Consider the following 19,034-nt stretch of genomic DNA (forward strand, 5'->3'; position numbering starts at 1 on the left):
ACTGTTATTTCACGCGAAGAACCGTTTCAGCTTCCTCGTTCTTGTCTACAGTGTTGTTGTTCTTGAATTGTACATCATGAATATGCACATTCACTTCCACAACAGTCAGACCAGTCATAGTCTCGATGGAACGCTTAACATTACGCTGAATTTCAGCAGCCACTTCAGGAAGACGGTTACCATATTCAATGATTACAGAAACATCCACTGCAGCTTCGCGTTGTCCAACCTCTACTTTAACTCCTTTAGACAAGTTCTTACGTCCGAGAAGCTCAACAATACCACCGGCGAAACCACCGCTCATGCCAGCTACACCTTTAACCTCAACGGTCGCTAAACCTGCGATCACCTCGATCACTTCAGGAGCAATCTGGATCTCACCGATTTCTGTCCGTTCGTATTCTGTCGGCAATGTACTCATTTTAGACTTCACACCTTTCAACAAAGATTCTCATAAATTCAAGCGTAAAGCACGTCTCTTATTAAACATACTATATCATTTGACGAACTTTATGACAAACAAAGCGAAGTCGTCCTAAATTTCATACTCTTCCAGAAACTTGATGTCAAAATTACCATCCAGAAATACAGGATGCTCCAACAGTTTCTGATGGAAAGGGATCGTAGTATGGATTCCCTCCACGGCAAATTCAGCCAAGGCACGCTTCATCTTTGCAATCGCTTCCTGACGTGTGGGTGCCCATACAATCAGCTTTGCAATCATAGAATCATAGAAAGGGGAAATCGTATACCCAGGGTACGCCGCGCTGTCTACACGAACACCGAGACCTCCAGGCGGCAAATAAAAGCCGATTTTACCTGGTGAAGGCATAAAATTACGTTCTGGATCTTCCGCATTGATACGGCATTCAATCGACCAGCCATTAATCACGATATCTTCCTGTGTAAATGACAAAGGATTTCCTTCTGCAACCGAAATCATTTCCTTGATCAAATCCACACCCGTAACCATTTCCGTTACCGGATGCTCTACCTGAATACGAGTATTCATCTCCATGAAGTAGAACTGTCCATCCGGTCCAAGCAAGAATTCAAGCGTTCCCGCTCCCGAATAATTCACAGCGAGTGCTGCACGAACTGCTGCATTCCCCATCGCTTCACGGATATCCGGTGTAAGTACAGAACAAGGTGCCTCTTCAATCAGCTTTTGGCGACGACGCTGTACGGAACAGTCGCGTTCACCTAAATGCACTACATTACCATGCTTATCTGCAATAATTTGAATTTCTACGTGCTTCATACCTGTAAGGTACTTTTCCAAATATACACCAGCGTTGCCGAACGCCTTCTGCGCTTCCTGTTGTGCAGCAGTAATCTGCTTCACCAATGATTCCTCGTCCTCAGCAATCCGAATGCCCTTACCCCCGCCACCTGCGGTAGCCTTAATGATAATCGGGTATCCGATATCACGACCCAGCATGACGGCTTCCTCAACATCACCTACAAGGCCATCTGAGCCCGGGATGATCGGAACTCCAGCCAGCTTCATGGTTTCCTTCGCCACAGCTTTATCACCCATACGGTTGATTGCATCTGGAGATGGCCCAATGAAGATAATATTGCAAGATTCACAAATCTCTGCAAAATCTGCATTCTCAGCTAAAAATCCATAACCAGGATGGATGGCATCACATTCTGTTAAGGTGGCTACACTCATAATATTTGTAAAGTTCAGATAGCTGTCCTTGGACGGCATCGGACCGATGCAGTAAGCTTCATCAGCCAACCGGACATGCAGTGAATCCCGGTCGGGTTCCGAATAGACCGCGACGGTGGAAATGCCCAGTTCTCGGCAGGCCCTAATAATGCGGACCGCGATTTCGCCGCGGTTGGCAATCAACACTTTTTGAATGTTCATGCGTTTCCTCCCAAAGTTTTGCGAAGCTTCCGCTCCATAAGTAATCTGCGGTATTTATTCCGGTTTAACCAAGAATAGTGGTTGACCGTATTCTACAAGCTGACCATTCTCGGCCAGTACGGACACGATTTCACCTTTAATCTCCGCTTCCAGCTCATTCATCAGCTTCATCGCTTCGATAATGCATACCGTTGTTTTCTCACCAACACGGTCTCCAACATTAACAAACGATGGCATTTCCGGAGAAGCGGCACTATAAAATGTTCCCACCATTGGAGATACAATTTTATGTAGTTTGCCTTCTGCGACGGCTTGTGGCTGCTGCGCTGGAGGAACCTCACTGATTACTGGATAGGACACTTGCTGCACGCTCTGCGGCTGCGGGGCAGGCGTAAAGGGATAGGCATTATAAGGAGTCGCCTGTACTGCTGTTCCATCAGCTTCAGGGCGATCCGGTTTGCGAATTGCAAGCTTCATTCCTTCGCTTTCGATCTCCAACTCATGTACAGAGGAGGTCTGGTCCAGCAATTTAATTAATTCCTTAATTTCGCTCAACTTGAACATACATTAGTTCACTCCTTCAGCTTTCTCTCGAAGCCACTTCTTAAGCGGACAAGATAACTTTATGTATTATATCATAAACGCTAGAAATGGAAAGAGCCCGGGAGAACCCGAGCTCTTTCGTCATTTTTCCTATAATTTCACGTCTTATTATTTCTCGGAAACGTATTGAACACTAACTTTATCCTGAGACACACTCAGTTCCTTCATTACGAGATCAACGATGCTAACCGCTTGTTTTACATCCAGCTTGTCACTCAGGACGACTACTTTATAGCTGTCCCCAGCTTCTTCCTTCACGATGGCTTCCCCATATTTTTGTTGAAGCTGTTCTTCGATGCCCGTAATTTTAGATTCTTTTTCTTCAAGGTTAAGGAGCTGTTCTTGAGCAACTGCGTTATCAGCAGGCGTCTTCTCCATATCGTTAATCAAAGCCAGTAAGTCTTGTTGGCTCTTTAGATTCTTTTGCTCACGTTCATACAGGTAGTTAGTGAACATGCTGCTCGCCGATACACTTTGTGAAGCTACTTCATCCAGGATTTCTTTATCATTCTTAGCAGGGGTTTTGGATGTTGTAGTAGCCGCTGTATCCTTAGCTGCCGTATCCTTAGTTACTGTATCCTTAGTTACTGTATCCTTAACTGCTGTGTCCTTAGTTGCTGTGTCAGAAGTTTTACTGGAGTCTTTTGCAGCAGTGTCCGTAGAAGCTTTCTCAGAGTTACCGCTGTCTGCTGCTTTACTGCTATCATCCTTAACCGCTGTAGTTGCACTGTCATCAGTAGTTGCAGTGGCTGCACTATCGTCAGTGGCTGTAGTGCCGCTAGCGTTATCTACAACGCCTCCATCAGCAACAACATCTCCTTGATTGACAACTTCGTTCACAACGATGCCTTTGTCGCCAACCGTTGGTAATGCTGCGTTTGCTGTATCTTTTTTCAAGGAGTCTACCTGCATAGTTCCTGCTGTGTCTTTTGGAACCGATGCACCTGAATCTTCAGTAAATAAATAGTATGCCGAGAGTACAACCATCAAACTGAGCATAGAAACCAACCATATTGTTTGTCTTTTGCCGTTCATTCTTAATTCCTCCTAAAATTTAATCTAGTGGCTGCTTCGGAAGCACTCACTTCTTGACTTTCTCCTGCTACTCTTGTTTGCGTGGTACTACTGAAATGCGCTGAATTGGGACATTCAAGCCTTTTTCGATAGCCTGCTCGATAAGTCCACGAACGACTTTGTTCTCTGCACCTTTGGCAACTACCAGTACGCCGCGTACCTGAGGCTTAATCCGCTTCGTCACAATAGGTGTTTCATCACCCGATTGCGAGTAGGTTACGATTTCGCCATCCCTCGTATATTGTGTCGTGTGACGTTTTCCACCACTGGCATCCGTCTCCTCACTAAGCTGCTGGGAGTCGTTCATATTTCGCACCACGACAATTTCTTCCGTGGATTCCACAGTGACCATGATATCAACGGTACCGACACCAACGATTTTTTCCAAAATCTCCTTCGTCCGGTTCTCCAGTGTCTGTTCAATACTCTCGAACGAGTTAGTCGCTCCAGTATCACTCTGCACCAGCGCCGTTTGGGAGGACTGATTCAACGGTGGCTCACGCCCCGTATTCTCGTTATCAATCTTCTTCACATTGACGAAGGAATTAAACAGCATAATCGCTGCGCCCAGCAGACCCAGAATGATTAGCCAGCGGAAAGTATGACTTCTCTTCGGACTGCCAGCCCCACCCCCAGCCCATTGCTCCAGCTTTTTCAGCCAATTGCCCACTCCTATCCCTCCTAACATTGATAGTTTAGAAGCTACAGACTCATAACTTGATGTTATTCACAACGCCGCCATCCACTTGGATTACTTTGGGATCCAAATCCCATTTTTGTTCCAACAGCTTTACGATGGACTCCGTTTCACTTGAAGGCGTGTTATTTTCTGTTACATTTCCGTTCACTGCTTTGGGCTCATCTGCAGAAGCTGATCCATTTTCTGGATTCGTACCGATCTTTACTTCTACAGGCTCTACAGGAGCGATTGCAATCGGCGGAGCAGCGGCTGCGCTGGAAGTACCGGAAGCCCCTATGGAATTAGCTGCTGCTTGGGACATTGAGACCTTCACTGCAGAGATGACAGGAATATCTTCATTACCAGAGCCGCCGGATTTCCCCATGCCGAGCGTTACAGTGACATTAACCCCGCGTTTGCCGGTCTCGCTGATGATCTGCTCCCTCATTTGCTCAGCAACCTCTTCTGCGGCCAGCTTTAGACTTTGATCCTGTCGCCCTTGCGCAAGCTTTTGACCATCTGCCAGAATCTTTTCCAAAGAGGGATCTCCACTTCCCCCTCCTGTGAATAAGCCTCCCTCTTTCTCCTGACGCCCCATGGCTATACTCAGCTCGGCTATTGCGTCACCTTTAAGGAGAGAAACGATCGGGCTAAGCATGGTAAGTAAGATCAGGAGGCTCAGCACCAGCCTTGCATAACGCTCCATGGATTTGCTTGGGAGCAGTAATTCAACGAATGATGCTAGCAGCACGACAAGTATGATCTCTCGTAGCCAATCGCCCAACCAGCTCATCGTTTCCCTCCTAAAAGTTTTGTTAGCATAGCCTTAAGAGAATTTCTTCGTACAAAACTAGCTTCGTAAGCACCCGCTAAGTTTTGTTAGCATAGCCTTCAAGCTCACCTCATCATGACGGTTAAATTGCCAGCGGTTAGCATGATCGTGACGGCCATAAAAAACATTAACGATACAGCTGCCAAAGCAGCGAATACGTACACCATGCTTTTTCCGATGGTCTGGAGGCAGACCACAATCGGCGTCTCTCCTAATGGCTGCATTACAGCAGCAGCTACATTGTAGATCAGAGCAAGCACCAGAATTTTGATCGCCGGAAAAGCGCAAAGGAACAAAATGATGATCACTCCGGATAGCCCAATAGCGTTCTTCACCAGGAGTGAAGCTGAGATCACTGTGTCTGTTGCATCTGCGAACATTTTTCCGATGACCGGAACAAAGTTGCCTGTAATATATTTAGCGGCCCGGATCGTAACACCATCTGTCACTGAACTCGTAATTCCCCTGACTGAAATCACACCGAGGAACACAGTGAGCAGTACTCCTAGTAATCCAGCTCCGATATTTCTTAGCAGATTCGCCAACTGGGTCAGCTTGTATTTCTCCGACAATGCACTTACGAGATGCAGCACCGCCGAGAAGAATAATAGTGGAAAGACAATGGTGTGGATCAGTGTGCCAACGGTATGAATCATAAAAACAATTAGTGGATGTGTGACCGAGACGGTAACAATGTTCCCCATGGAAGCTAGTAACGCGAACAGTAGCGGAATCATGGCCATCATAAAATCAATCATCCGGTCGATAGCATCCTTCGCATAACCTATAGCGATATTGAAGCTGTTCACGGCAATAACGAGCACTACCATATAACAGAGCGTATAAGCCACCTTGCTGACCGTTTTTCGCTCAAAAGCGGTTTGTAGCGTCTCCAGTATCATGCTGAGCACACTGACCATGACAATCGTGACCAGCAGCCTTCCGTTGTACAGCACCTCATGCCACATAAATCCAAGAAGCCCAGATAATACACCTTGTAAGCTGAGTCCCTTATCCCCTGGAAGCAGCATGTCCATAAGTGATGGTGTTGCCCCGTCTGGAAAAAAACCTCCGTAATCCTTCATCAGTTGATCCCAGTACGACTCCACCTTATCTGTTGGCAGATTGTTCACCTGACCCTTGACCCACTGGTCTACTGGGGAGGAGTTCCCCGATCCAGGTGCTGGAGTTGCTGGAGAAGCTATGGCCACCTGAGCTGTACCTGCAAACCATAGAATGAAGAAGCATGGGAGCAGCAGCAGTATTATTTTTAATTTTGGAGGACGAAAAACACTGCACTTTTGCATAACTTCTCCTCCCTAATCGTTGCTTAGCTTCCTTCAATTGCTTTAAGCAGGCAGCAGCTTCATGACCGTTTCAATAATGATGCTGATAATGGGTACAGCTAGTACCATAATGAGGACTTTTCCGGCGAGCTCTATTTTGGAAGCAATCGATTCCTGCCCTGCATCACGCACAATCTGTGCTCCAAATTCAGCGATATATGAAATTCCGATGATTTTGAACACGGTCTTCAAATAGATCATTTCCATCCCCGATGACTCTGCCACCCGCTCCAGTGTGGAAAGTATCATTCCAATCTTGCCGATTAGAAACAGGAAGATCAGAATCCCTGTGGCAGTAGCGAGGAGAAAGGCAAACATCGGTTTTTGTTCCTTCAGCACGAGAATCAATATGGTCGATATCAGCCCTATTCCAACAACTTGAATGATCTCCATAGCACGCCTATTGAAAAAGAAAGATCGTTTTTATTTCCTGCAACAGTCCGTCCAGCATTCGAATAACCATAAATAGCACGACGACGAACCCGATTACGGTAACCCAATGTGCGAAATCTTCTTTTCCCATCTGTTTAAGCACCGTGTGTATCATGGCGATAATTATGCCAATGCCGGCAATTTGAAAAATCGCATTGACTTCAATATTCATTCCTGGCACCTCGCTAAAAGATCAAAATGACGATCAATGCTCCAAGCAGCAGACCCAGGCTTTTACTCAATTTTTCATATTTGCCTTGATCCTCTCTGGCCACCGACTCCTCCTGCTTCAATTGCTGCAATGCTAACGCGATATGAGTGCTCTGATTGGACCTATCGCTTGTACCGAGAGTACAACTGAGCTGGCGGAGAATCTCTTTTTCTGTCCCCTTCAATGCGGTAGACTTCCAATGCGAGTCCATAGCCCTCTGAATGGCATCCTGGGCACTTCGATCATGGGGTGGGCTCATCTCCTCAGCTGTTTTAATAAACAACGTTTTGAGCGGTTCCTTAGACTGAATCCCAATGCGCCGCATAGCTTCAGGCAATGGGGTAAAGCCGTACATAATTTCTGTTTCCAGCCGCTGTAGCGCTGCTATCAAGCCTCTGATATGTCTTGGCCTGTCTGCATATTGTTTTGCAAATTGGAGCCCTGCTAACGTACCAGCCAGCACAATCAGAACGGCACCGAATAGCTTAAGCATGTAAATCACCACCTAATCGATCCCCGGGTGAGATAAGAAGTAATCCGCGTTTCTGTCCATCCAGAACACGAAAGGAGAGTCCTGCTTCTGAGCGATGCAGAATGACGTATCTTTCGAACATCTTTTGTTCCAATAGCCCGCCAAGCCCGGGTCTACGAGCCAGTTCTATTACTTCTTTACCGTGAGCCGAAGCAACGACTGATATTCCAGCATGCAGCGCTTCAGTGACTGCTTCAGCGTCTTCAGGACGACCAATCTCATCAGCGATCAATACATCCGGTGACAAGGAACGAATCATCATCATCATGCCTTCAGCTTTGGGACAGCCGTCGAGGATATCTGTGCGCGGACCAACATCAAAGGCGGGAATCCCGCGTCTGCTTCCGGCAATTTCAGAACGTTCATCGACAATCCCCACCTTCATACCGGGTCTTCCGCCTTCACGTTTCCCCAAATCTCCTAAGGAGATTTGTCTTGCGATATCGCGAAGAAGTGTTGTCTTCCCGTGCTGTGGAGGCGAGAGGATCAAGGTGTGCATCATTCGTTGCCTCCCCTTGTCCAGCAGATAAGGTAGCACTTTATCCGCGACTCCGGGAACCTCACGGGCTATGCGGACATTGAAGCTTGTAATGTCGCGTAGATGCTCCACACCACCACCACTCAGCACCGTCCGACCAGCAAGTCCTATTCGATGGCCGCCAGGAATCGTAATAAATCCCTTTCTCAGCTCTTCTTCCATCGTATATAGTGAATGGTTGCTAATCAGATCTAGCAGTCTATGAGTGTCCTCCCGATCCGGCCTATAGGCTTCTTCCGGCCTTTGCGTTACGCTGCCATTTGCTCTAAGAAAGTGATATTTACCTGAATAGTTAATCTCCAGCGGACGACCTTCACGGACCCGAATCTCTTCCACCATTCCAAGTAGCGGAAGGGGAAGGCACTTTAATAGTGCTCTTACTTTTTCAGGAAACAATTGCAACCAATCATCTGCCATACAAAGTACCCCCAAGTTGTCCTCTATCTAATTGCTTTATTCCATATTTATGCTTGTACGCGCTCAATATGCCTATCATCTATCATTTTTTTAGAATCCCGATTAAGAGAAAGGCTACACCGCAACCGACCCAGCCCAGTTTGCTCCAGGACAACTGCTGAGCCATCCCTGTAAGTCCGATCGCTGTCGTCAATATCAAGATCGTCGGGCCTACCAAAGCTAGTCCAGAATTGACTGCAAGCGCCTTGTCTACCTGATTCAACCGCAGCATAATCAGTGCAGCTATAATCTCCGCACTACCCGAGAACAGTCGAAGAGTCGCCATCCAGCTTACATACTTGTCCAATCCACTCCACTCCTAACTTTTACTATTTCATACAGAATGATATTCAGGGCTTGTTTGTCCTTCTCTTATCCATGGATATGCGATAATTACTCACTTTAGACAAGGAGAAATGACAGAATTGCAAGTCCAACTGTGAAAGAGTTCATAGTACACACCTATATAAATAAATATAATCAGTACGATAAAATTATTTTTTACGAACACTTCCATCTGTGGTATCCTTGTTAATTGGAAATATAGTGGGTTTATATTTTCAAAAAGAGCAGACTATAAAGACATAAGAAAAAGAGGGGATTTGTGTCATGCAAGTTCGAAGTTACGGGTTACCGCAAAACATGCGGACCGTAGTCAGACCACTCAAGGAAGTAGCTATCATTATTTTTTCAGCCTTTTTAATTGCAAGCGGGATGCGATTGTTTCTAATTCCTCATCAGCTTCTGAGCGGTGGGGTAGCAGGGGTGGCTTCGGTCGTCGGTTATTTAACGGATCCGAAGTACATTTCTAAGCTTTATTTTGTAATAAACCTTCCTTTAATTGTCTGGGGATTTATTGCAGTGGGGAAAAAGTACATCTTACTAAGCTTGCTTTCCGTCGTGGCCACCACCTGGTTCATTACCATTATTCCTGAGGTGCAAATGACCAAGGACCCCATTCTTGCAAGTATTTTCGGCGGAGTAATTATTGCTGGGGGCGTTGGTTTTTCTCTCCGTACTGGGGGCTCTTCTGGGGGATTTGATATATTAGGCTCGATTATTTCACGTAAACGGGATATTCCCATGGGGAATATCATGTTCTTAATGGATGGATTAGTTATTCTGAGTTTAGGCTTCTTTAAAAGCTGGGATTCCGCCTTATACGCTATGCTCTGTATTTTTGTAAAGAGTAGAGTAGTCGATATGATCCATATTCGCCATGTGAAGCTGACCTGCTTTATCGTTACCAAAGAACGGGAGATGATGTTAACCCGTCTAAGAGAGTTACCTCATGGCATCACTGTCGTCAATGCAGAGGGTGGATACAGTCATGAGGGAAATACCATGCTAATGACTGTAACGACTCGGTATGAACTTGCAAATCTGCGGAGAACTATTCTTGAGGCAGACCCAAGCTCCTTCGTCAACGTTGTGGAGACTGTAGAGATTCAGGGCCGGTTCAAACGATTAGGATAAATTCAGGGACCTACCTCCCTTGCTGTTATATAAATGAAAAGGGATGCCCGCAGCCATTTGGCTGTAAGGCATCCCTCTTTGTTTACTCAGCAGCTCTTATCGGCGATCTTTAGGACCTCCGACAAAAGCCTGCTCTGTTGTATCGAGATTGTAGGCGGTATGAAGCGCCTGTATGATTGATGGCAAATTGCCTGATTCAATAACGCAAGATACTTTGATCTCAGAAGTGCTGACCATCTTGATGCTTACACCCTCTTGGGAGAGTACATCAAACATTTGAGCCGCTACCCCTGGATGGCTGACCATACCAGCACCAACGATGGATACCTTCACCAGGTTATCCTCGGAGGTAACTTCACGATAAGGCAAAGTTTTATGAATTTCTTTAATTACTTCCTTCGCCCGATCCAGCTCATCAAGAGAAACTGTAAATGAGAAGTCAGCCTGCTCATTCTGAACACCACTTTGTACGATGATATCTACGTTAACGCCCTCTTCAGCAAGCTTGCCGAAGACCTGAGCGAGTACACCTGGTACATCAGGAACTCCAAGAATACTGACACGTGCTACATTCTTATCAAATGCAATACCACTAACTACGATTCCCTGCTCCATGCTTATTTCCTCCTTCACAACAGTACCTTCATTATGATTAAAGCTCGATCTAACGACCAGCTTAACTTGATGACGCTTAGCGTACTCCACTGCACGTGGATGTAATACAGCTGCTCCCAGATTGGCAAGCTCCAGCATTTCATCGTAAGAGATTTCCTTCAGCTTACGTGCCGTCTTCACAATACGTGGGTCTGTGGAGTAAATACCATCTACATCGGTATAGATCTCGCATACATCTGCTTGAATAGCAGCAGCCAATGCTACGGCTGTTGTGTCCGAACCACCGCGGCCTAATGTGGTGATCTCACCGTCCACAGTCATTCCCTGAAAGCCTGCAACGATCACGATCTGTTCACGCTCCAAAGACGCTAATACACGACGCGGGTCAATTTCATTGATACGAGCTCTGCCGTGAGTTTCGTCTGTTCGGAATCCAGCCTGCCATCCTGTATAAGAAACTGCATTCCGCCCGATCCCATGCAGGGCAATGGACAATAGAGCGACGGAGATTTGTTCACCTGTCGTCATCAACATATCCATTTCACGTGCGGGCGGCTGCCCGTTTAGTTGCTTCGCCGTATCGATCAAATCATCTGTTGTATCCCCCATTGCAGATACAACCACAACGCAGCGATGTCCCTCATCTTGCTTGTCTGCGATGCGCCCCGCGACGCGTTTCATTCGTTCAGTGTCGCCGACGGAGCTGCCTCCGAATTTCATAACATAAAGTGACAAAGTCCCATTCACTCCCCATATCGGTCTATGTAGTTGCTTCTAATCGGTTTCCCGCTTTAAATCAGTATAATACGAAAACAGTGCCTTGCGTTAATGGTTTCATAAAAAATTTATTAAATTTCCCCGCTGTGAAAAAAAAAGATAAGGTCAGCATCTGCCCTTCAGCTGTGCTTATTTTACTCAACTTCCAGTATTTTAATGTAGGTTTCCATAGCATCTTTATCCGTTACTGTTCATAAAAAAACCTCCACCGTATAAACGGGGAGGCTCTTCTGGTAATATCCAGGTTATTGTTCTGTTTCCTACGCGCGGGAGATATATTTACCTTCACGAGTATCAACCAGCAAGATGTCTTCCTCGTTGATGAACAATGGAACCTGAACACTATGTCCGGTTTCAAGCTTGGCCGATTTCGTAGCACCTTGAGCCGTGTTTCCTTTAACGCCAGGCTCAGTTTCAACAACCTTCAACTCTACGCTGGTAGGAAGGTTGATCCCAAGAATCTCACCTTTGTAACTAACGATGTTTACAGTCATGTTCTCTTTAAGGAAATTCAATTCCCATTCCAATTGCTTTTCGGACAATTCGAATTGGTCATAAGTTTCGTTATCCATAAATACGTGGTCCGATCCACTGGCATAGAGATATTGTACACCACGGTTTTCGATAATAGCACGGCCAATCGTTTCACCTGCACGGAATGTACGCTCTACTGTATTACCGTTACGCAAGTTCTTAAGCTTGGAACGAACAAATGCTGCGCCTTTACCTGGCTTAACGTGTTGGAAATCAATAACGGTAAAAATATCTCCCTCTACCTCTACGGTCAAACCTGTTTTAAAATCATTTACTGAAATCACTAAAAATCCCTCCAAAATTTATATTCAATCTAATACATCACACTTACTTACAGTACTGTATATTCTTTAGACGAATGGGTCAGCAGTGATATTCCGCTCTCCGTGATCACAATGTCGTCTTCAATACGTACTCCGCCAATTCCCGGCAAATAAATACCAGGCTCCACAGTTACTACCATCCCCGGCTGCATAATATCGTCGCTAAGTTTGGACAAACGCGGCCACTCATGAACTTCCATTCCAAGTCCATGGCCTGTGCTGTGTCCAAATTGTTCACCATATCCGTAGCTAGCAATGATATCACGTGCCAAGGCATCACATTCCCGTCCAGTCATACCCGGCTTGATATGTGCTAAAGTATGTAACTGAGCTTCCAGCACAATATCATAGATCTCTTTCAGCTTCGGATCCGGTGCTCCGAGTGCGATGGTTCTTGTCACATCTGAGCAATAGCCATCAAGTAATGCACCGAAATCAAGGGTAATGAATTCATTGCCTTGAATTACACGGCTGCTTGCTACGCCGTGTGGCATGGACGAGCGTTCACCTGAAGCAACAATCGTATCAAACGATGAAGAAGTTGCACCATGGGTACGCATATAAAATTCCATTTCCAAATCAACATCGCGCTCAGTCATGCCCGGCTTGATCACGTTCAGAATATGACTGAATGTAGCATCGGCAAGATCTGCTGCACGTTGCATAACGGCAAGCTCTTCCTCATCCTTGAACATACGAAGGTCTTCCACAGCTTTGGAAATTGGAACTAACACTGCCGGCTTAAGTGCTTCTGCATATGAAGTGTACGCGCTGAATGAAACATCATCCTGTTCGAAACCGATACGTACCTCTTTACCAGAAGGCAGAAGCTCGCGAACTGTATCAATGAACTTAGTTGTATGTTCTACAACCTTAACCCCCATTGCTTGGTCCGCGGCCTGTGTCATATACCTGAAGTCAGTCAGCAGATAACAATCATCACTTGTCACCAGTACATAACCGGACGATCCGGTAAATCCACTTAAATAGCGGCGGTTATAACCGCTAGTTATCAACATTGCATCCAATCCTTGATCCTGCAAAACCTTACGCAGCTTGGAGACACGCTTGTTACCCATTTTCATTCTCCTCTCGAAATAGCCACATTGTATTTTAACATAGGGATATCCCCTTGAGAAGTTTTTTCGCGCCGTTAGGCAAGCGCTGTACTTTGCTCACGCTTCCGTTCGTCCGTATACTCGATCGCTGCTGTATATCCAATGAACATTCCCCATAGCAGAAAAATGCAGAACTCACTAATGACAGTGTTCCACGGCAGCTTGAATGGGGGCTGCATAAGAAACATCTGCGAACCAGGAATAAATATAATCGCCCACCATAAAACGCCGTAGACCAGGCCTGGCCAAGGTCCCTTCAGCTTACGGAGAAGCAGAACATACAGCATGGAGGCGATGACCGAAAATACAATAAACATCATATATCCCACGAAATGTCCAAATGCTGTTGTCAAAAACGCATGCCTGAAAAAAGGCTCTGCGATAAAGCCAGGGCTGACTTTGGTAAAACTGAACCAATAGACTAGCCAATGAAGCCCACCCCAAATTAATCCTGCAAAAAAACCTAATTCGAGTGCAAAAAGCCAAATATTTGTATGCCCCGATTGTTGTTGATGAGATTTGCTCATGAAATTGCCTCGCTTTCTTTATTTTCAATGCCGATTTATCTCTCGTTCTCTCTAGAAGATAGTATGTACAGCAAAAGGCGATCCAACTAGTAATGTCTTCAAAAATTAGTTACAATGTATTATATAAATCATATTAAATACGAGAAGGTGAATTGGTTGTCCCAGGAAACTCCCAGTTACGGCGGCCAAGCCGTCATTGAAGGCGTCATGTTCGGCGGTAAGCATATCAATGTAACAGCCGTGCGACGCAAGAATCAGGAAATCACATTTTTAGAAGTACCCAAAAGCGATAAGAGCTGGGTCACGAAACTGCGCAAGATTCCGCTGCTTCGCGGCCTTGTCAGTATAATAGATGCCAGCGCTAAAGGCTCTAAGCACTTGAACTATTCAGCCGAATCCTACGCTGAAGATGAATTGGAACCGGAAGATATCGAGAAGGAAAAAGCGAAGCCGAAGAAAAAGGATGAGGGCTGGAGCCTTGGAATGATTTTTGGGGTTGCTGTAATGGGTATTCTCTCCTTCTTGTTCGGAAAGCTCATTTTTACGCTTGTTCCGGTATTTGTAGAGGATTTTTTATTTAAAAATGTATTTGATAACTACGTACTGCACAACCTCATAGAAGGCGGCATCAAAATGATTCTCTTGCTGGTCTATTTATGGGCGATTTCTCAAACACCTGTGATCAAGCGACTGTTCCAGTATCACGGCGCCGAACATAAAGTCATCAGCGCTTTTGAAGCAGGCGAAGAACTGACTGTTCAGAACGTTCAGAAATACAGCCGTCTGCATTACCGCTGTGGAAGTAGCTTTATGATGCTGACGATTATCCTCGGTGTGATCATTTACTCCGTAGTCCCATGGGATAATCTTTGGGAACGAGTGATCCAGCGGATTATCTTGTTGCCAGTCGTAATTGGTGTATCGTTCGAAGTTCTAAAGGGAACCAATGCGGTAAGAGAAGTACCAGGCCTTAAATATCTGGGTTACCCTGGATTGTGGCTGCAACTCCTTACAACCAAAGAGCCAAAAGACGATCAGGTAGAAGTATCTATTGCCTCTTTTAACCGTATGCGTGAGCTTGATGCTGCGATTGAAGCAAGAGGATATTCGGAGGCAAGTGTGTCAGGCGGCATATTGGATCCTGCGAAAGGATGAGTGATCTATGATCAGGCATGCTTTAATTTTTTGGATTACGGTTACGCTTGCGATTTTCGGTTTTGTGATTGGTGTCTTGACTGAGCCCTTCTTTACGCTGTCGAAGCTGATTCTCCCCCTAGTACTGTTAGCAATCATTTATTATGCTTACAAAAAAATGGGACCAGGCAAATACGCTCGTAGCAGCAGTGGATCTAAGGTTAAAGTGAAGCCTTCCCAGAAAACCATGTCAAAGGTAGCAGGAATTCGCAAGACTCAAGCTGCACCAGGCAAACGCAAAAGCTATCCTTTCCAAGTGATCGAAGGAAGTAAAGGGAAAAATGACGATCAGCTTCCGAAGTATCACTAACTTCATAAGAACTCCAAAAAGCATCTCCACGTTTTAAGTAACGTGCGGGATGCTTTTTTCTCATATGGATACCTCGCTCGTTATCTTGGTCGCCACTCCTTAAAGAAATCTTCTCCTGCTTTAAGTCCAGCAGCATACATTTCATCGCTTTGCGCTTTTGTAATTTCAAATTGAGTCGTCCCAATCCCAAGCGTAGGAATTTTTACCGTACGAACAAATTTATCCCCTTCAATAAACTTCTCATCATGAGCAGAGAGCATGGTGGTTACCAGAGCTTGGAGCATACTGAATGGCCCTCTAATTTTATGCGGCTGTGGATCGGTCTTACCTACCGTTTGATAACCTACCGTAGGAATTCTGCTCCCAGGTTGTTTGCTCCCATTATTCTTGCTGTCAAATAGCCACAAAGGAAAATTACTCAAGAGCCCACCATCTACAACATACACAAACTGCTCGGCAAAGGATTTCCCTCTTGCTGCCTGCCCGTTTAGTCTTAACATCACAGGATCAAAAAAATAAGGAATGCTGCAGCTCATTCGCACTGCCTTGGCCACTTCAAAATGCTCCGGAGAGATCCCATACTGCTCCAAGCCATCTGGCAAGACCAATATCCTTCCATTTGTGATATCGGATGCGATGATAGATAATTTACCGGCAGGCAGATCACGGAAGGTGATGATCCCCTTTTTCAGTAATAATGCTCTTATCCAGGACTCCAAGGCTTCCCCAGAATATAATCCTTTCTTCAATAACACTCGCAGTGCAGGACCAACGATAGCCGTATTATAAATGGGACCTCGCTTCAGAAACGATGAAAAGGATGTTCCTTGGATTATCCGACACATTTCCTCCCCTTCATAGCCCGCTGCTAGTAAAGTGGCTACAATCGAACCTGAGGAGGTTCCTGCTACCCTTTTAAAAGTCCAGCCTGCCCTTTCTGTAGCTTCAACTGCTCCCGCAAGAGAAATCCCCTTTACGCCTCCTCCTTCAAATACTGCGTTAATCTCCATACACAAAAATCCCCCGTTTCCCATAGATTCTATTGCTTATCTATGAGCACGGGGGAACATTCATGACTCCTTATGAATAACAGCTAAACTATTAGGATTTAAAATAAAAGGTCAGTAAGCTCGACAGTCCGAACGGATTGCGGACTACGACGTCATTCGCTCTAAACATAATACTACCTGCAACCTCTTCGTACTTCTCATTATATTTGAGCTGATTAATAATTTGATCTCCACTCTGCCATTCAGCCTTTTGATCACTGGCTCCGACCTTATAACCAGCTAACCCGATGTAGAGTTTAACATTCGTATTCTCGACTTCTTTTACCCACCAATCTACTAACTTGTCATAACGAGCTGTGCTAAAGGACAAACTCCAATAAATTTGCGGAGCGACATAATCAATCCAGCCCTGCTTAATCCAAGTCCGAACATCCGCATACATGCTGTCATAAGCAGATACCCCTGCAGTCGTGTCCGAACCTGTACTATCATTTTTAATATTTCGCCATACTCCAAAAGGACTGATTCCATAAGAAGCCTTTGGCTTCACCTTATGAATCTGTTCTCCCAACTGACGGACAAATTCATTAATATTATCTCGGCGCCAATCAGCTTTAGAAAGCTTTTTCGTATTATAGGTAGAATAAGCAGCATCATCAGCAAAAGTAACATTTGAAGGATAAAAGTAATCATCCAAATGGACACCATCGATATCGTAACCTTTAACCACTTCAATCACCGTGTCGATGATATGCTGGCGAGCCTCCGGAATACCTGGATTAATGTATTTCTTACCATCGGCATTCACAATCCATTCTGGATGTGCTTTTGCCACATGGTTACTTGCTAACGCTGAGGTGGAAGCATCCGTCGTTGCACGGAATGGGTTGAACCAAGCATGAAACTGCATGCCGCGGGAATGCGCAGCACTGACCATATAGCTTAGAGGATCATATCCCGGATTCTTCCCTTGTGTACCCGTCAATACCTTAGACCAAGGAACTAAAGTCGATGGATACAGACTATCTGCTGAAGGTCTAATCTGAACAAATACAGCATTAAAGCCAACAGCCTTTAGCTTGTCTAACAAATTATCAAACTCCTGCTTTTGTTTCGCTTCATTTCCTGCCGAAGACGTTGAAGGCCAGTCCAGGTTGAATACGGTAGAGATCCAAGCCCCCTTCATCTCCTTACCAGTCGATCCACCAGGGATAGTCGGTAACGTCGGCACTGTTGGTGTCGTTGGTGTCGTTGGTTTTTCTGGATCGACAGATTGTGGTGGTTCAGTGTTGGAGATCAAGGAAATATGCTTATTAACCTGATCCCATAACACCTGCAGTCCCAATTGCTCACTTACAAAACGAATGGGTACCATTACCCGCCCCTGCTTAATCTGCACGGATGTATCCAGCGCTACCGAAGTATCATTTACCCATGCATTTTTCAGGCCACTGGTCAGCTTAAGAACCGTCTCTCCTTGAGTGATCGTTACAGTCTTACTATTTTGATTCCATACTACGCCGGCATTTAATCCTTTACTGATCACACTTATTGGCACCATCGTTACATTGGAAGTTGTGATATACGGAGGCACATCACTAACCAGCGCCTCTCCATCCAGTTCAATCGTAATTTGCACCGCTGCCGCGCGTGCACCAGGAGACCATAAAGGCAGAAACAACATAAGTACTAACAAACTCAACATCCATTTACGATAATTCATAATTCCTCCCCAAATCTAAAAAATATGTATCCAAAAAATAAGAAAAAACGGATAAATCCTTCAAGCAGATGAGAGAATGCCTCCTTCTAAAAAGGGGGTATCTGTCTCTGCAAAAAATATAAGAAGTACCGAATAAAACTCATACTCTCTTATATTTTTAAAGGACTGTATCCGTTTTGACGCTAAAAACTGGGAAAGGTTGCACTAAACAAAATAGAAACGGCTATACTATCCACTGATTATGCTCACGAAAGCCTTGCTGCGCATAACTTTTAGGACAGTATCCGTTTCGGGAAAAACATTTCAAGAATCGCTTGTCAGTTCGTTGTGAATCGCATATAAAGTCTGTACACGTTCTTCGTCGCGGCGGAAATATTCTACCAATGTTTCAATACGCGTAATCGAATCCCAACTTAAGTGATGCTCGATTCCTTCAACATCATTATAAATGTATTCCTGCTGTACTCCGATCAATCCGAGGAATTCCTCCAATAGTTGATGGCGATCAACCAGACGTTTTCCTACTTTTTTCCCTTTGTTGGTTAGGACAAGCCCACGATATTTCTCATAGATGAGATATTCGTCCTTATCCAGTTTTTGGATCATCTTGGTCACAGAGGAGGGGTGTACTTCCAGTCCCTCGGCAATATCCGAGACCCGCGCATAACCTTTCTCATCTATGAGCTTGTATATGCGCTCCAAATAATCCTCCATGCTGGGTGTTGGCATTAAACTTTACCTCTTTTCTATAATGAGCATGGCGCCGGGCCAAACCTTGCTCTAACAATGATACATGTTTCTAACGCACCTTGGCAAGTCCTTCAAAGGAACTTACAGATGAGTTG

22 protein-coding genes are annotated in these 19,034 nt (G+C 45.2%); 3 read left to right on the top strand and 19 right to left on the bottom strand.

From position 1 onward, the window contains the following. Window positions 1–4 precede the first annotated feature (4 nt). From ACFWMP_RS18460 to ACFWMP_RS18515, 12 genes are all read right to left on the bottom strand, one after another. A complete protein-coding gene (locus ACFWMP_RS18460; RefSeq protein ID WP_042132343.1) occupies window positions 5–421 on the bottom strand; it encodes an Asp23/Gls24 family envelope stress response protein in 417 nt (138 codons plus the stop codon). Window positions 422–535: 114 nt separating this feature from the next. Beyond that, complete coding sequence (gene accC / locus ACFWMP_RS18465; RefSeq protein WP_042190455.1) at window positions 536–1,879, bottom strand: acetyl-CoA carboxylase biotin carboxylase subunit; 1,344 nt, start codon at window positions 1,877–1,879, stop codon at window positions 536–538. Between the two features lie 54 nt (window positions 1,880–1,933). Then, window positions 1,934–2,443 (bottom strand): acetyl-CoA carboxylase biotin carboxyl carrier protein, encoded by a 510-nt coding sequence (accB, locus tag ACFWMP_RS18470; RefSeq protein WP_042190457.1) that lies wholly within the window; start codon window positions 2,441–2,443, stop codon window positions 1,934–1,936. A 147-nt stretch (window positions 2,444–2,590) separates the two neighbouring features. Beyond that, a complete protein-coding gene (locus ACFWMP_RS18475; RefSeq protein ID WP_379424433.1) occupies window positions 2,591–3,517 on the bottom strand; it encodes a SpoIIIAH-like family protein in 927 nt (308 codons plus the stop codon). A gap of 67 nt (window positions 3,518–3,584) precedes the next feature. Next, the gene (gene spoIIIAG, locus ACFWMP_RS18480) at window positions 3,585–4,226 is read right to left on the bottom strand and encodes a stage III sporulation protein AG (protein ID WP_379424434.1); all 642 of its coding nucleotides are present in this window, start codon (window positions 4,224–4,226) and stop codon (window positions 3,585–3,587) included. A 40-nt stretch (window positions 4,227–4,266) separates the two neighbouring features. Further along, window positions 4,267–5,028, bottom strand: coding sequence for a stage III sporulation protein AF (spoIIIAF, locus tag ACFWMP_RS18485; protein WP_379424435.1), 762 nt, complete (start codon window positions 5,026–5,028; stop codon window positions 4,267–4,269). 104 nt (window positions 5,029–5,132) lie between these two features. Further along, a complete protein-coding gene (gene spoIIIAE / locus ACFWMP_RS18490) occupies window positions 5,133–6,374 on the bottom strand; it encodes a stage III sporulation protein AE (protein WP_042190464.1) in 1,242 nt (413 codons plus the stop codon). A gap of 42 nt (window positions 6,375–6,416) precedes the next feature. Further along, a complete protein-coding gene (gene spoIIIAD / locus ACFWMP_RS18495) occupies window positions 6,417–6,806 on the bottom strand; it encodes a stage III sporulation protein AD (protein ID WP_042129828.1) in 390 nt (129 codons plus the stop codon). 7 nt (window positions 6,807–6,813) lie between these two features. Next, window positions 6,814–7,017 (bottom strand): stage III sporulation protein AC, encoded by a 204-nt coding sequence (gene spoIIIAC, locus ACFWMP_RS18500; RefSeq protein WP_036682849.1) that lies wholly within the window; start codon window positions 7,015–7,017, stop codon window positions 6,814–6,816. A gap of 13 nt (window positions 7,018–7,030) precedes the next feature. Then, on the bottom strand, window positions 7,031–7,549 hold the full coding sequence (spoIIIAB, locus tag ACFWMP_RS18505; RefSeq protein WP_042190466.1) for a stage III sporulation protein SpoIIIAB: 519 nt from the start codon (window positions 7,547–7,549) through the stop codon (window positions 7,031–7,033). Next, the gene (gene spoIIIAA / locus ACFWMP_RS18510) at window positions 7,542–8,543 is read right to left on the bottom strand and encodes a stage III sporulation protein AA (RefSeq protein WP_339266316.1); all 1,002 of its coding nucleotides are present in this window, start codon (window positions 8,541–8,543) and stop codon (window positions 7,542–7,544) included. The genes spoIIIAB and spoIIIAA overlap by 8 nt, the downstream gene beginning before the upstream one ends. 82 nt (window positions 8,544–8,625) lie before the next feature. Further along, window positions 8,626–8,889 (bottom strand): YqhV family protein, encoded by a 264-nt coding sequence (locus tag ACFWMP_RS18515; protein ID WP_371915730.1) that lies wholly within the window; start codon window positions 8,887–8,889, stop codon window positions 8,626–8,628. Between the two features lie 302 nt (window positions 8,890–9,191). Between ACFWMP_RS18515 and ACFWMP_RS18520 the strand changes: the two genes are divergently transcribed. Further along, complete coding sequence (locus tag ACFWMP_RS18520) at window positions 9,192–10,058, top strand: YitT family protein (protein ID WP_081382878.1); 867 nt, start codon at window positions 9,192–9,194, stop codon at window positions 10,056–10,058. Window positions 10,059–10,154: 96 nt separating this feature from the next. On the opposite strand, the gene ACFWMP_RS18525 is transcribed toward ACFWMP_RS18520, so the two are convergent. From ACFWMP_RS18525 to ACFWMP_RS18540, 4 genes are all read right to left on the bottom strand, one after another. Further along, window positions 10,155–11,408 (bottom strand): aspartate kinase, encoded by a 1,254-nt coding sequence (locus ACFWMP_RS18525; protein WP_379424436.1) that lies wholly within the window; start codon window positions 11,406–11,408, stop codon window positions 10,155–10,157. Between the two features lie 302 nt (window positions 11,409–11,710). Further along, window positions 11,711–12,268 (bottom strand): elongation factor P, encoded by a 558-nt coding sequence (efp, locus tag ACFWMP_RS18530; RefSeq protein WP_042190473.1) that lies wholly within the window; start codon window positions 12,266–12,268, stop codon window positions 11,711–11,713. A gap of 47 nt (window positions 12,269–12,315) precedes the next feature. After that, a complete protein-coding gene (locus tag ACFWMP_RS18535; RefSeq protein WP_076300855.1) occupies window positions 12,316–13,386 on the bottom strand; it encodes a M24 family metallopeptidase in 1,071 nt (356 codons plus the stop codon). A 74-nt stretch (window positions 13,387–13,460) separates the two neighbouring features. Beyond that, window positions 13,461–13,952, bottom strand: a complete 492-nt coding sequence (locus tag ACFWMP_RS18540; protein WP_076284474.1) for a YqhR family membrane protein — start codon at window positions 13,950–13,952, stop codon at window positions 13,461–13,463. A gap of 207 nt (window positions 13,953–14,159) precedes the next feature. On the opposite strand from ACFWMP_RS18540, the gene ACFWMP_RS18545 reads away from it, so the two are divergent. Beyond that, window positions 14,160–15,107 carry a DUF1385 domain-containing protein gene (locus tag ACFWMP_RS18545; RefSeq protein WP_371916578.1) on the top strand — a complete coding sequence of 316 codons (948 nt, stop codon included), beginning with the start codon at window positions 14,160–14,162 and terminating at the stop codon, window positions 15,105–15,107. Window positions 15,108–15,114: 7 nt separating this feature from the next. Next, window positions 15,115–15,456, top strand: a complete 342-nt coding sequence (locus ACFWMP_RS18550) for a hypothetical protein (protein ID WP_042190481.1) — start codon at window positions 15,115–15,117, stop codon at window positions 15,454–15,456. An 80-nt stretch (window positions 15,457–15,536) separates the two neighbouring features. Here the strand turns inward: ACFWMP_RS18550 and ACFWMP_RS18555 are convergent, their stop codons facing one another. From ACFWMP_RS18555 to mntR, 3 genes are all read right to left on the bottom strand, one after another. Continuing rightward, complete coding sequence (locus tag ACFWMP_RS18555) at window positions 15,537–16,466, bottom strand: patatin-like phospholipase family protein (RefSeq protein ID WP_379424437.1); 930 nt, start codon at window positions 16,464–16,466, stop codon at window positions 15,537–15,539. A 91-nt stretch (window positions 16,467–16,557) separates the two neighbouring features. Next, on the bottom strand, window positions 16,558–18,189 hold the full coding sequence (locus ACFWMP_RS18560; protein WP_379424438.1) for a family 10 glycosylhydrolase: 1,632 nt from the start codon (window positions 18,187–18,189) through the stop codon (window positions 16,558–16,560). Between the two features lie 303 nt (window positions 18,190–18,492). After that, a complete protein-coding gene (mntR, locus tag ACFWMP_RS18565) occupies window positions 18,493–18,918 on the bottom strand; it encodes a transcriptional regulator MntR (protein ID WP_042190488.1) in 426 nt (141 codons plus the stop codon). Between the last annotated feature and the right edge of the window lie 116 nt (window positions 18,919–19,034).

It is taken from the genome of Paenibacillus sp. NPDC058367, assembly GCF_042723305.1.
In the GTDB taxonomy this organism is placed as follows: domain Bacteria; phylum Bacillota; class Bacilli; order Paenibacillales; family Paenibacillaceae; genus Paenibacillus_AQ.